Origin of the sequence: Desulfovibrio sp. 3_1_syn3 (assembly GCF_000145315.2) — a bacterium.
GTDB lineage: Bacteria > Desulfobacterota > Desulfovibrionia > Desulfovibrionales > Desulfovibrionaceae > Desulfovibrio > Desulfovibrio fairfieldensis.
This window is the reverse complement of sequence record NZ_ADDR02000001.1, coordinates 1,443,859-1,456,139: the sequence shown is the minus strand read 5'-3', so window position 1 is coordinate 1,456,139 and position 12,281 is coordinate 1,443,859. Positions and strand designations below refer to the sequence as shown.

The 12,281-nt window shown below is 64.3% G+C and carries 12 protein-coding genes; 6 read left to right on the top strand and 6 right to left on the bottom strand.

The window, feature by feature from the left end:
• Window positions 1–95: 95 nt before the first annotated feature.
• Window positions 96–587: a tRNA adenosine(34) deaminase TadA gene (tadA, locus tag HMPREF0326_RS06175; RefSeq protein ID WP_009303452.1), complete on the bottom strand. Its 492-nt coding sequence runs from the start codon at window positions 585–587 to the stop codon at window positions 96–98.
• Window positions 588–598: 11 nt separating this feature from the next.
• Complete coding sequence (locus HMPREF0326_RS06170; RefSeq protein WP_008686290.1) at window positions 599–1,267, bottom strand: TIGR00730 family Rossman fold protein; 669 nt, start codon at window positions 1,265–1,267, stop codon at window positions 599–601.
• 248 nt (window positions 1,268–1,515) lie between these two features.
• On the opposite strand from HMPREF0326_RS06170, the gene HMPREF0326_RS06165 reads away from it, so the two are divergent.
• Genes HMPREF0326_RS06165 through HMPREF0326_RS06140 form a run of 6 tightly spaced genes read left to right on the top strand, consistent with a single transcriptional unit; the run spans window position 1,516 to window position 6,425 of the window.
• Window positions 1,516–3,126: an MBL fold metallo-hydrolase RNA specificity domain-containing protein gene (locus tag HMPREF0326_RS06165; RefSeq protein ID WP_008686291.1), complete on the top strand. Its 1,611-nt coding sequence runs from the start codon at window positions 1,516–1,518 to the stop codon at window positions 3,124–3,126.
• Window positions 3,127–3,133: 7 nt separating this feature from the next.
• A complete protein-coding gene (gene rsmD / locus HMPREF0326_RS06160) occupies window positions 3,134–3,685 on the top strand; it encodes a 16S rRNA (guanine(966)-N(2))-methyltransferase RsmD (protein WP_008686292.1) in 552 nt (183 codons plus the stop codon).
• A complete protein-coding gene (coaD, locus tag HMPREF0326_RS06155; protein WP_008686293.1) occupies window positions 3,682–4,221 on the top strand; it encodes a pantetheine-phosphate adenylyltransferase in 540 nt (179 codons plus the stop codon). The genes rsmD and coaD overlap by 4 nt, the downstream gene beginning before the upstream one ends.
• Entirely contained in the window at window positions 4,221–5,180 is a 960-nt protein-coding gene (gene miaA / locus HMPREF0326_RS06150) for a tRNA (adenosine(37)-N6)-dimethylallyltransferase MiaA (RefSeq protein WP_008686294.1), read from the top strand. Before coaD ends, miaA begins: the two co-directional genes overlap by 1 nt.
• A 4-nt stretch (window positions 5,181–5,184) precedes the next feature.
• Window positions 5,185–5,757: a GNAT family N-acetyltransferase gene (locus HMPREF0326_RS06145; RefSeq protein WP_008686295.1), complete on the top strand. Its 573-nt coding sequence runs from the start codon at window positions 5,185–5,187 to the stop codon at window positions 5,755–5,757.
• Window positions 5,754–6,425 carry a B3/B4 domain-containing protein gene (locus tag HMPREF0326_RS06140; RefSeq protein ID WP_008686296.1) on the top strand — a complete coding sequence of 224 codons (672 nt, stop codon included), beginning with the start codon at window positions 5,754–5,756 and terminating at the stop codon, window positions 6,423–6,425. Before HMPREF0326_RS06145 ends, HMPREF0326_RS06140 begins: the two co-directional genes overlap by 4 nt.
• Window positions 6,426–6,473: 48 nt before the next feature.
• On the opposite strand, the gene HMPREF0326_RS06135 is transcribed toward HMPREF0326_RS06140, so the two are convergent.
• From HMPREF0326_RS06135 to HMPREF0326_RS06120, 4 genes are all read right to left on the bottom strand, one after another.
• Window positions 6,474–7,523: an ABC transporter substrate-binding protein gene (locus HMPREF0326_RS06135; protein ID WP_008686297.1), complete on the bottom strand. Its 1,050-nt coding sequence runs from the start codon at window positions 7,521–7,523 to the stop codon at window positions 6,474–6,476.
• A 383-nt stretch (window positions 7,524–7,906) separates the two neighbouring features.
• A complete protein-coding gene (locus HMPREF0326_RS06130) occupies window positions 7,907–10,291 on the bottom strand; it encodes a glycyl radical protein (protein WP_008686298.1) in 2,385 nt (794 codons plus the stop codon).
• A 248-nt stretch (window positions 10,292–10,539) separates the two neighbouring features.
• On the bottom strand, window positions 10,540–11,460 hold the full coding sequence (locus HMPREF0326_RS06125) for a glycyl-radical enzyme activating protein (RefSeq protein WP_008686299.1): 921 nt from the start codon (window positions 11,458–11,460) through the stop codon (window positions 10,540–10,542).
• Window positions 11,461–11,468: 8 nt separating this feature from the next.
• Entirely contained in the window at window positions 11,469–12,272 is an 804-nt protein-coding gene (locus HMPREF0326_RS06120) for an SDR family oxidoreductase (protein WP_008686300.1), read from the bottom strand.
• Window positions 12,273–12,281 lie beyond the last annotated feature (9 nt).

Below are 12,281 nucleotides of genomic sequence, written 5' to 3'. Positions count from 1 at the left end.
CGCCGCCCGCCGCGCTCCGGAAACGCCGATTACCGGCCTTTTTGTCCTCCGCCCGCGGTTCGCCGTCCTTGGCGGGGAACAAAAACCTTTATTACTCAGCGTTTCCTTTCGAAAAAATCACGCAGCAGGGCCGCGCAGGCCTCGGCCCGCACCCCGCCCATATGCCAGACCCGATGATTGCAGAAGGGAGCGTCCAGATATTCGGCGCGGGAAATCACGGCTCCGGCCAGATCGTCGGCCGCGCCGTAAACCACTCCGGCCAGACGCGCATGCACCAGGGCCGCCGCGCACATGGCGCAGGGCTCCAGGGTGACCGCCAGCACGCAGCCGGCCAGGCGGTAATTGCCCAGGGCCGCGCCCCCGGCGCGCAGGGCCAGGATTTCGGCGTGGGCCGTGGGATCGTGCCGCCGCACGGGCGCATTGCCGGTCCGCGCCAGGATATGCCCGCCGGGCCCGGCCAGAACCGCGCCCACCGGCACTTCCCCGGCCTCGGCCGCCAGCCGGGCCTGATCCAGGGCCTGATCCATCAGCCCTTCCCAGCTCAGTCCCGGCGGCGGGTCGGGCACGGGCCCGGCGGGCGCGAACACGCGCGGGGCCGCTACAAAATAATGATCTTGCACAAGTGATTGACCACTTCCTCGGGCGTGTCGCAGACCGTGACCAGCTTGTCGATCTCCGTCTCATGGATGAAGCCGCCGGCCGCCATGCTTTTGCGCAGCCACTCCAGCAAGCCGCTCCAGAAACGCGAATCGTACAGAATGATGGGGAATGGCCGGGTGCGGCCGGTCTGGGCCAGCACAAAGGCCTCGGAAAGCTCGTCGATGGTGCCCATGCCGCCGGGCATGACCACATAGGCCATGGCGTATTTCACGAACATGAACTTGCGGATGAAAAAATAACGGAAATTGCAGCGGGTTTTCACATACTTGTTGCAACCCTGCTCGTGCGGCAGTTCGATATGCAGGCCCACGGACTCGCCCCCGGCCTCGAAGGCCCCCTTGTTGGCCGCCTCCATGATGCCGGGGCCGCCGCCGGTAATGACGCCGAAGCCCGCGTCCACCAGCATGCGGGCGATTTTTTCGGCATCCTGGTATTCCTGCATGTCCGGCGTGCAGCGGGCCGAACCGAAAATGGAGATGCAGTTGACCTTCAGGGCATTGAGCTCGTCCAGAGCGTGCACCATTTCCGACATGATCCGGAAAGTGCGCCAGGATTCGGTGGTCACGGAGCTCAGGTCATCCACTATGTTCTGTCGTAGTTCTGGCATGGTTGTTCCTTACTGGAGATTAGGGCATTTCACATTGAAAATGTGTAACTGCTTTGGCGGTAGCGTGAGCTGGCGCCCGCGCGTAAAACCGGTTTCACTATATGTGAGCCGGGGCGCGGCGGCAAGAGCGCGGCGAACCGGCGTCAGTTTGACACGGCGACGGGCTTGCGGCTATGTGAAGCATTGCCGCAATGCCGTGCCGACGCACGCTGCGGCCTCTGCCCATCCACCACCCATTCGGAGTGCATATGAAAGTACAGTTTCTGGGCGCGGCCAAGACAGTCACCGGTTCCTGCTACATGATCGAGGCCTGCGGCAAGCGCTTCTGCGTGGACTGCGGCATGCACCAGGGCAACAAGGCCATTGAGCAGCGCAACCGCGACATCAAGCCTTATCTGCCCGGCAATATTGATTTCATCCTGATCACCCATGCCCACATCGACCACTCGGGCCTGCTGCCCCTGCTGGTCAGGGACGGCTTTGACAAGCCGGTCTACTGTACCAAGGCCACCAGCGACCTGCTGGAAATCATGCTTCAGGACAGCGCCCACATCCAGGAAATGGAAGCCCAGTGGGAAGCCAAAAAATACGACCGACGGGGCCTGAAAAATCCCCCGGCCGCGCTCTACACGGTGGAGGACGCCCAGAAGGCGGCCACCCTTTTCCAGCCCGTGGACTACCACAAGTCCTTCGAGCCCGCGCCGGGCATCCGGGTGACGTATTACGACGCCGGGCATATCCTGGGTTCCGGCTCCCTGCGCCTGGAAGCCGAGGAAAACGGCAAGACCACCAGCATGATCTTTTCCGGCGATATCGGCCGTCCCCAGTCCCTGATCGTCCGTGATCCGGAAAGTCCGCCCAGGGCCGACTACGTGTTCATGGAATCCACCTACGGCGACCGCAACCACAAGAACGAGAGCACCAGCGCCGAGGAACTGGCCGATGCCGTGGCCTACAGCTACGCCAAGGGCGAAAAGGTCATCATTCCGGCCTTTGCCGTGGAGCGCACCCAGGAAGTGCTCTACTGTCTGCACATGCTCAACAGCCAGGGGAAGTTGCCGGAAAACATGCCGGTTTTCGTGGACAGCCCCCTGGCCATCCGGGCCACGGAAATTTTTGAGCGCAACCGCGAACTTTTCGACGAGGACGCCAAGGCCCTGCTGGGCAACGGCGACGATCCCTTCTCCCTGCCCAACCTGCACTACACGTTGAGCACCGCGGAATCCCAGGCCATCAACGAGTTCAGCGGCCCGGCCATCGTCATTTCGGCCAGCGGCATGTGCAATGCCGGGCGCATCAAGCACCACCTCAAGCACAACATCTGGAAGCCCGGAGCCAGCGTGGTCTTCGTGGGCTACCAGGCCGTGGGCACACCGGGCCGCAAGCTGGTGGAGCACGCCAAAAAGATCACCCTTTTCGGCGAAGACATAGAAGTGGCGGCGCGCATTTTCACCATCAACGGCTTTTCCGGCCACGCGGGCCAGAGCCAGCTGCTGGACTGGCTGGCCCCGCTCGCCGGCGACGGCACGCAGGTGGTGCTGGTGCACGGCGAAAATTCCGCCCAGACCACGCTGGCCGGATTGATCCGGGAGCGCTTCAAGGTCACGCCGCTGATCCCCGGCTACCTGGAAGAACTGGTCCTGGAAGGCGGGCGCGTGGCCCAGACCGTGCTGCACGAGCGCGAGGCCCATCCCAAGGTGGACTGGGATTTCCTCACCGGCGAAGTGGAGCGCAAGTGGGACATGTTCAAGGGCAAGCTGGCCGATGTGGAACGCCGCCCCTGGGTGGAACAGACCGAATTGCAGGAGGCCCTGGCCAAGATGGATTACGCCATGACCCGCCTGCTTTCGCGCATGTAGGCGCTGTATGCGGATCATTGCCGGCGGCCTGGGCGGCCGCGTGCTGAAAACAGTGGAAGGCGAGGGCTACCGCCCGGCCATGGGCCGCACCCGCGAGGCCCTCTTCTCCATGCTGGCCGCGCGCGGTCTGGTCTGGAGCGAGGCCCGCGTGCTGGACCTGTTCGCGGGCAGCGGCAGCCTGGCCTTCGAGGCCTTGAGCCGGGGCGCGCCCAATGCCCTGCTGGTGGAAAACGCGGCCCCGGCCATGCGCTGTCTCCAGGAAAACGTGGCGGCCCTGGGCCTGGAAGGGCGGGCCCGCCTGTCCAAGGAGGATGTGCTGCGCTTTCTCAAACGCCAGCCGCCCGAAGGCTTTGACCTCGTCTTCATGGACCCGCCCTACCGCAAAAATCTGGCGGAACCGGCCCTGCGCGCCCTGGCGGACAGGGGCTGGCTCGCGCCCGGAGCTTTTGTCACGGCGGAAATAGAAAAGGACGTCGCGCTCACGCCGCCCGCTTCCTTCAACCTTCTGGCCGAGCGCCTTTTCGGCCAGACGCGCATCTGCATCTGGACGGCATCATGAAAACAGCCCTCTATCCCGGCACCTTCGACCCGCTGACCAACGGCCATCTCAGCCTGATCCGGCGCGGCTGCGACGTCTTTGACCGGATCATCGTGGCCGTGGCCGACAATACCCCCAAATTCCCGCTGTTCAGCCATGAGGAACGGGTGGAAATGGCCCGCGAGGCCCTCAAGAACGAATCGCGCGTGGTGGTGGAGCCCTTTTCGGGCCTGACCGTTGAATACGCGGCCCAGCGCGGGGTCTGCGCCCTGTTGCGCGGCCTGCGCGCGGTGTCGGACTTCGAGTATGAATTTCAGCTGGCCCTGATGAACCGCCGTCTTCAGCGCCATATCCAGACCGTGTTCATGATGACCGACTATCAGTGGCTGTTCATCAGCTCGACCATCGTCAAGGCGGCGGCCAGCCACGGCGCGGACGTCAAAGGCCTGGTGCCCGAAAACGTGCGCCGCAAGCTGCTGGAAAAATACGCCAACGGCGAAGTGCGCCGGGCCACGCCCTGTCTGGCCGCGCCGCACGGGGGCTTCCGCGTTTCGTAATGGCCGGGGAATCCACGCCGCCCTTTGCCGCGCCGGTCATTTGTCTGGCCGGTCCCACGGGTTCGGGCAAAACCGCCGCGGCCCTGGCCCTGGCCCGCGAGATGGACGGGGAAGTGATCAATGCCGACTCGCGCCAGGTGTACGCCGACTTTCCGCTGATCACGGCCCAGCCCTCGCCGGAAGAACGCGCCTGTTGTCCGCATCACCTCTATGGTTTTCTGCCCGCGCGGCAGAAAATCAGCGCCGGGCAGTGGGCTGAGCAGGCGGCGGCCAAGGCCCGCGAACTGCTGGCGCGCGGCAAGACTCCGTTGCTGGTGGGCGGCACGGGCCTGTATTTTCAGGCCCTGCTGCGCGGCATTGCCGACATCCCGCCCCTGGACCCGGCCATCGGCGCGCGCCTGGAAGCCCGCCTGGACGCTGAAGGCGCGCCCGCCCTGCATGCCGAACTGCGCAAGGCGGACCCGGCCTATGCGGCGCGCATCCACCCCAACGACCGCCAGCGCATCGCCCGCGCCCTGGAAGTCCGGGAAGGCACGGGCCGTCCTTTCAGCTGGTGGCATGAAAACGCCATGGCCGCCCCGCTCTGCCGGGGGCCGCTGCTGGTGCTCAACGCCGACCTGGCCTGGCTGGAGCCGCGTCTGGCCCGCCGTCTGGACCTGATGCTGGCCGCCGGGGCCCTGGAGGAGGCGGAAAAGGCGCGCGCTCTCTGCGACGACCCGGCCGCGCCGGGCTGGTCGGGCATCGGCGCGGCCGAAGCCCTGGCCCATTTGCAGGGCCGGATCAGCCTTGAGGAATGCCGCCGCCTCTGGCTGCGCAATACCCGCGCCTATGCAAAACGCCAACTGACATGGTTCCGGGCCCGGCCCGAAGCAATCTTTCTGCCGCCCGACGATGTGGCGTCCATCGTGGAGCAGGCGTGCCGCAGCCGGGCCGGCAATTCCGCCCTGTGCGTATCATAATCGTATGAACGCGCGTCTGATTCTGGAAACGCCGCGCCTGATCCTGCGGGAAATGACGCCGGACGACTTCCCCGCGCTCTGCGCCATGCTGCGCGACCCTGAGGTGATGTACGCCTACGCCCACGCCTTCAGCGAGGCCGAGGCCCGGCAATGGCTGGACAGGCAGTTGCAACGCTACCGTGAAGACGGCTTCGGCCTCTGGGCCGTGACGCTCAAAACGGAAGGCGGCCTGCCCGGCGAAATGATCGGCCAGTGCGGCCTGACCCGGCAGGACTGCCCGCCCGTCTCGCGGGAGCGCGTCCTGGAAGTGGGCTATCTGTTCCGGAAAAGCCGCTGGCACCAGGGCTATGCCACGGAGGCCGCCCGGGCCTGCCGGGATTACGCCTTCACGGTTCTGGACGCCGGGGAAGTCTTTTCCATCATCCGGGACAACAACGCCGCTTCCCAGGCCGTGGCCCGCAGAAACGGCATGAGGCCCGGCGCGCGCTTCATCAAGCGCTATTACGGCCTGGACATGCCGCATGTGGTTTTTTCCGTCACTCGCTCCCACCGGCGGGAACTAAAGGAAGGCAGATGATCTCTCCCCAAATCCGCATCGACCCCGCTCTCAAGGCTCTCTGGCCCGAGGCCCGTCTGGCTTGTCTGACCTGGCGCACCCTGCCCGCTCCGGAAAATCCGGCGCTCTGGAGCTTTTTTACTCAGGAAATCCTGCCCGGCCTGAACGCGACGCTTCAGGACACGCCCCTGGCCGAACTGCCCAACCTGGGGGCATCCCGCCGGGCGTACAAGGCCTTCGGCCGCGACCCGGGACGCACGCGCGTCTCCTCCGAAGCCCTTTACCGCCGCATCCGCCAGGGCAAGGACCTCTACCGCATCAACAGCGTGGTGGACGCCAACAACCTGGTTTCGCTGGAAACCGGCTTTTCCCTGGGCTCCTACGACCTGGCCCGCCTGGAGGGCGGCCTGCTCTTCCGCCTAGGCGAAGCCGGGGAAATGTACGCGGGCATCGGCAAGGACGGCATCGACCTGGCCCGCCTGCCCCTGCTGGCCGACGCGCGCGGCCCCTTCGGCAGCCCCAGCAGCGATTCGCAGCGGGCCATGATCTCGTTGGAAAGCCGGGATATTCTGACCGTCATTTACGGCTTTTCCGGACAGGAGGAAGTTGAGGCCGCCCTGGCCCTAGCGCGGAAACGCCTGACGGATTTCGCCGAGGCCGAGAACTGCGCTGTTTCCACGGTTTGCTGAGCAAAGCCCCCCCGCGCGAACCGGCCGGGAGGGCCTGTGGGAACATCGTCAGGGTAAAAAACGGGGCGTTACGAGGGGCAGGCTTTCCAGCTCTCCGGCCTCCCTGCTGCTGAGCGCTCCGGTTTTTTTGTGAAAGGCGATCACGTCTTTCAGCCAGTCCCGCAACGTCCCTTCAGGCCGCGCGGCGTCGGCCTCCACGCCGCCCAAAAGCGCCTTCTGCTTTTCCAGGGGGAAAAGCAGGTGCGTTTCCAGCTCCCGGCGGGCGTTGGCGGCGGACAGGGCCTTACCGGCAAACTCCCGCTGGAAGCGCTGGTACAGAAGCGCGAGTTCTTCCACGGGCATCTTCCCGAAGCTCTCGACGGCTTGCAGATAGCTGCGCAGATAGGCCGTGATTCGTTCCGGGTGCTTATCGGCATAGCCGCGCTCCGCGAGCAGCAGCACGGGCTGCGCGATGCCGCTTTTCCGCCCGTCCGTGATCCTGAACAGACCGAGCTCTTCCGCCGCATAGGTCGCCGGAGCCCAGAGGGCCGCCGCTTCGCCCAGGCCCTTGGCCAGGGCCCGCACAGCCTCGTCGGGCTCGGCGTCCACAATGGTCACATCCGTGTCCCGCAGGCCCATGCCGTCCAGCCAGGCCAGCAAAAGCTGGTGCGCGCTGGTACCCAGGGGACAGAGCACTGTTTTGCCGCGCAAATAGCGCGCCGCCCCGCCGCCGTTCAGCCGCGCCAGGGGACTGGATGCGCGCGCGTACACGGCGTTGAACGCGGCCTCTTCCGTGCCGACGCCCACCACATAGACATCCTTGCGCAGCAGGGCGCGCAGGGCGGGCACGCCGCCGCAGGCCCCCAGATTCCAGCCGTAGGCGTGCATATTGTCCACCAGCAGCCTGCCGGTGGGAAAAGGACGGAGTTCCACGGCCGGGTTATTTTCCCGGTCCCATTGGCGGTCATGGGCGTACCAGGCCGCAAAAGCCTCGAATTCAGCCAGCCAGGCGGTGCGCAGAGGCGCGGGCCGCGCATGATCCGCGGATTGCGCGGGCGCCGCGGAAATCAGGAGACAGGAAATCGCCAGACAGGCCCACAGCGGGCGGACAAACTGCATGATCTTTCTCTCCTGCGGTCCGCCTCCTGCCGGAAACGGACCGCGAAAAACATATGGTCGCGAGATTCTATAGTATTAACAGTATGTTGGAGCTGTTTCTAAATTAGGATTTTCGCTCTCTGCCAAGGGCGCTAGCCGTTGCCGCGCCGGCGGCTTGCTTGAGCCGTTCACGGCGAAACCGTGTTACAGATTAAGACTGCATCGCTACGGATAGTGACAGCAATTTCCCTGGATCACATTTTGCGTAACCAATTGCTGTCATTATCCGTAGCTTCCTTCGTCGCAACGGCTAAAGCAAGGCGAGCCCTGGGCGGAGGGAGTATATTCAAACATATTCGGCCTTCGCACGGGGCGAGCCCGAAAGCACAATTTAGAAACAGCTCCTAAAGTTCGTGCGCGGTACGGCTCAAGATATCCTCCTGGATCTCGCGGCTCAACTCCACGAAATAGGCGCTGTACCCGGCCACGCGCACCAGCAGGCTCTTGTAGTCCTCGGGCCGGACCTGGGCGCAGCGCAAGACCTCATGGCTGACCACATTGAACTGCACGTGGAAGATGTCCAGGTCCAGAAAGGTCTTCAAAAAGGCGGAAAGACGCTTCCTGCCCTCCGGACCGGCCAGCACCTGCGGCGTGAGCCTGATGTTCAGCAGCGTGCCGCCGTCAATGCTTTCGTGCGGCATTTTGCCCAGGGACTGCAAGATGGCCGTGGGGCCCAGACGATCCTGCCCCTGGGAGGGAGAGCAGCCGTCGGCCAGGGGCCGCCCGGCCCTGCGTCCCGAGGGCAGGGCCGCCACGGCCATGCCCTGCGGCACATTGGAGGAAACCGGATACAGGGCGGGCAGCTTGTGATTGCCGAGCTTGCCCCGGTAGGAATCAATCTCGTTGATGATGACGCCGCACAGTTCGATCATCACGGCATCGGCTTCGTCGTCGTTGTTGCCCCACTTGGGCGCGTCCTCCTCCAGGATGCGCCGAATGCCCTCATAGCCCTGGAAGTCGGCCTTGACGGCCGCCACCAGTTCGGCCATGCCGAAACGCTGTTCCTCAAAGACGATCTTTTTCACCGCGGCCACGGAATCCACGAAATCGCCCACGCCGTTGCCGTTCATGCCCGGCCCGGTGTTGAATTCCGCGCCGCCGTGGGTGAGATCCCGCCCGCTTTCCAGGCAGCCCAGGGTGAACATGGAAGCCACAGGATTGGGCAGGTACTGATAGTGCAGCTCCTCCAGCACGTTCTGGGAGATGGAGAACCGGCGCAGCAAATGACGCAGTTGGGCATTGAGAGCGGACCTGAATTCCTCGTAGGTCTCGAATTCCGCCGCGTCGCCCGTTTCCAGACCGAGCCGCTTGCCGCTTTTCAGATGCACGCCGTTGGTCAGGGTGAACTCCACGGCGCTGCCCAGGTTGTAGTGTCCCGCCGAACTCCACTGGTAATGCCGCCCGGCCAGTTGCGCCTCCACGCAGCCGATGGGGGCCCAATCCCGCGCCAGGTGGGCGGGAATGCCCTTCTTGAGCAACATCTTGTAGCCCACGTCGTCGCTGAAGACCGCCGGAAAGCCGGAGCCCGTCTGTACCAGTTCGGCCACTTTCAGAAAGAATTCTTCCGGATTCTTCTTGCTGATGCGCACGGACAGGGAGGGTTGGACCATCCGGACGTCGATGCTCGCCTGAAGCATGAGATAGGTCAGCGTATTGACCGCGTCCCGGCCGTGGGTGTCCAGGCCGCCCAACGCGATGTTCTGGAAGGCGCAGAAGCCGGAATAATGCTTGGCGGCGGGCTCGTTCCAGTACCAGATCTGCTCGCCCATCTTGACCCACAGGCATTCGATGATTTCCAGGGCTTCCTCGTCGCAGAGGCCCCGCTGCCGGTCTTTTTCATAGAAAGGCAGCAGATATTGGTCCAGCAGGCCGGGGGAATACCCGCCCGCGTTGCCCTCGATGAACAGGCCCACAAAGACGAAATAGACCATTTGCAGCGCCTGATGCAGGGTTTCCGGCGGGTTGTGGGCCAGGTGCGCGCAGACCCGCGCGATGCGCTCAAGATCCGCACGGCGTTTTGGCCCGGCTCCGGACATCCGCGCTTGGGCTTCCCGGGCGTGGCGCTCGCAAAGAATGGAAAAGCCTTCGCAGCAGATAATCACCGAACGCCAGAAATCCCGCCGGGAGAAATTTTCGATCGTATTGAAGTCCAGTTCGGCCAGCTTTTCCTCGGCCCGGCGTCTGATGCCGTCAAAACCCAGGGGCAGGATCAGCTGCGGCAGGGCGGGTACCATGTCCCCCGGCACGCATTCGATCTTGACGTCATTATCGCACACGCCGCCCACGGCCACCATTTCGCGCACGTCCTCCGGGGCCCTGGCGTTCCAGAAATCCCGCAGGGTCTTGCCCCGCCAGTAGGGGTACACCTCCTCCCGGTAGCATTTTTTCTGCTCCTCGCTGATCTGGTAAGGATCCTGAGGACGGGTGCTCATGGTGTCCAGTTCATCGTAAAACCAGTTGTTGGACAACTCCGGATTGACGTGGATGCTCCGCGCCACGGCCCCGGCATTGCCCACAATGAGTTCGTCGGGCTGGATGGTGATGGTTTTTGTGGCACAGTGCTCCTTGAAGGCCACGGCTCTGCGGATGATCATGGGTTCGCTTTCCGTGGCCTTGAAAATCCGCGTCTTGGACAGGGCCCCTTCAATGCAGACGCCGGGCCTGTGGGAGAAAAACTGGCTCTTGAGCCGCCCGATCCGTTCCAAGCGTGCTTCCTTGGTGAGTGACATGGCCGATCCTCCTTAGAGCATTTCAACTTTGAGAATACGCATTCTCAAAGTTTTTAAGACGCCCACTCCAGCACTTAACCGCGCAAATAAATTGCGCTTACGCCTATCTCTGCTGTCGTCATCCGTAAGGCGGCATAGCCGCCAACGGCTGCCGCTCGTAGCGGGCGTCTGCTTACACAGCCGCCAGGGCAATTCCAAAGTGAATTGCCCTAACGGAAGAAAAATGCAGGGCGCGCCGCCCCCGAATATCAGGCGGCGCAAAAAATCTTCAATCCCCCGGCGCGGCCGCGCAGCCGCCGCACGGCCGCCTCCGCCTCATCACGGGGCATGGGCGGCGTATCCCCGAGGCCGTACTCCCGGCCGAGCATGGCATATTTGTCCTTGCCCAGGCGGTGGTAGGGCAAGACCTCCAGATCCACCGTTTCCGGGCCGCCGGGCAGGCCGCCCAGATACGCGCCGTAGGCTTCGAGATGCGCGGCATCGTCGTTCAGGCCCGGCACCAGGGGCAGGCGGACATGCACCGGCTTGCCCGTCTCGGCCAGAAAACACGCCAGATTCTCCAGGATCAGGCGGTTGTCCTGCCCGGTGAGCCGCCTGTGCCGCACGGGGTCCAGATGCTTGATGTCGTAAAAAATCACGTCCGCGGCCAGGGCCAGAGCCCTGAAATGCTCATAGGGAGCGAAACCCGAGGTCTCGATGGCCGTATGGATGCCCAGAGCGGCGCAGCGGCCGCACAGTTCCACGGCAAACGCGTGCTGCGACAGGACCTCCCCGCCGGAAAGGGTGACCCCGCCGCCGGAATTGCGGTAAAAAAGCATATCCTTCTTGATGCGCACAAGGACCTCGTCCAGGCTGTATTCGCGCCCGGCCATAAGCAGAGCTTTGCCGGGACAGGCTCCGGCGCATCGGCCGCAGGCGTCGCACAGGGCCCGGTCGAGAAGCGCCGGGCCGGACTCCGCGCGTATGGCCCCGCGCGGGCAGAGATCCGCGCAGCGGCCGCAGCCCAGGCAATCGTTTCTCTTTTGCAGCAGCTCCCGCCCAGGATTCTGGGTGGTGGGATTGGAGCACCAGCGGCAACGCAGGGGGCAGCCCTTGAAAAAAACAGTGGTCCGGATACCCGGCCCGTCATGCAGGCTGTAGTGCTGGATATTTTCAATCAGGGCTTTCATGGCCGCGCCTACAGAACAAGGTTGTCGAACTCTTCCCGGTGCCGGTCCCGCAGGGCATACAGCTTGGCCAGTTCCACGCTGGCCCGGCGCTCCACGTCCCCGGCGCACTCCAGAAGCACGTCCATGACCCGCACGGAAGCCCCCAGGGAAAGCAGCCAGCGCACGGTGCAGGCGATGTCCTCGGGCTGAATCATCTTTTCCGGCGCCAGGGAGGCGCCCTCGCCTGCGGCCATATCCGTATTGACCCAGCCGGGGCAGATGGTGGTCACGCTTATGCCCCCGGCCGAAAGCTCCCGGTAGGCGGACTCTCCCAGGCCCATGAGCCCGAACTTGGAGGCCGAATAGCCCCCCAGCCCGGCCACGGCCACCTTGCCGTTGCGCGAGGCCACATTGATGATCCGCCCTTGTCCCTGCCTGAGCATCACGGGGATGATCTCGCGCATGAACAGAAAGGGCGCGCGCAGATTGACCGCCAGAAGTCGGCTGAAAACGGCCTCGTCCAGATCAAAGCTGCCGGGGATGCTGATGCCCGCCCCGTTGAAGAGCAGATCCACACGGCCGTGCCGGGCGACAATGGCCGCGGCGGCGAGACGCACGGCTTCGGCGTCGGCCAGGTCCACGGCCTCAATGTCCGGCAGGTGCGCCCCGGCCAGGAAGCGTTGCGCGGCCAGTTCCGCGCGGGCCGCTTCCAGGTTTTCCCGGCTGCGCGCCACAAGCACCAGCCGATATCCCCAGCCCGCGAGCTCGCGGGCCACAGCCTTGCCTATTCCCCGGCTCCCTCCGGTCACCACGGCTACAGGAGTTTCTTTCATATCCGCCTC

What these genes read in the sequence shown, in the direction of transcription:
- HMPREF0326_RS06170 (WP_008686290.1), bottom strand. Translation starts at nt 1,267, where the DNA reads ATGCCAGAACTACGACAGAACATAGTGGATGACCTGAGCTCCGTGACC.
- HMPREF0326_RS06165 (WP_008686291.1), top strand. Translation starts at nt 1,516, where the DNA reads ATGAAAGTACAGTTTCTGGGCGCGGCCAAGACAGTCACCGGTTCCTGC.
- rsmD (WP_008686292.1), top strand. Translation starts at nt 3,134, where the DNA reads ATGCGGATCATTGCCGGCGGCCTGGGCGGCCGCGTGCTGAAAACAGTG.
- coaD (WP_008686293.1), top strand. Translation starts at nt 3,682, where the DNA reads ATGAAAACAGCCCTCTATCCCGGCACCTTCGACCCGCTGACCAACGGC.
- miaA (WP_008686294.1), top strand. Translation starts at nt 4,221, where the DNA reads ATGGCCGGGGAATCCACGCCGCCCTTTGCCGCGCCGGTCATTTGTCTG.
- HMPREF0326_RS06145 (WP_008686295.1), top strand. Translation starts at nt 5,185, where the DNA reads ATGAACGCGCGTCTGATTCTGGAAACGCCGCGCCTGATCCTGCGGGAA.
- HMPREF0326_RS06140 (WP_008686296.1), top strand. Translation starts at nt 5,754, where the DNA reads ATGATCTCTCCCCAAATCCGCATCGACCCCGCTCTCAAGGCTCTCTGG.
- HMPREF0326_RS06135 (WP_008686297.1), bottom strand. Translation starts at nt 7,523, where the DNA reads ATGCAGTTTGTCCGCCCGCTGTGGGCCTGTCTGGCGATTTCCTGTCTC.
- HMPREF0326_RS06130 (WP_008686298.1), bottom strand. Translation starts at nt 10,291, where the DNA reads ATGTCACTCACCAAGGAAGCACGCTTGGAACGGATCGGGCGGCTCAAG.
- HMPREF0326_RS06125 (WP_008686299.1), bottom strand. Translation starts at nt 11,460, where the DNA reads ATGAAAGCCCTGATTGAAAATATCCAGCACTACAGCCTGCATGACGGG.
- HMPREF0326_RS06120 (WP_008686300.1), bottom strand. Translation starts at nt 12,272, where the DNA reads ATGAAAGAAACTCCTGTAGCCGTGGTGACCGGAGGGAGCCGGGGAATA.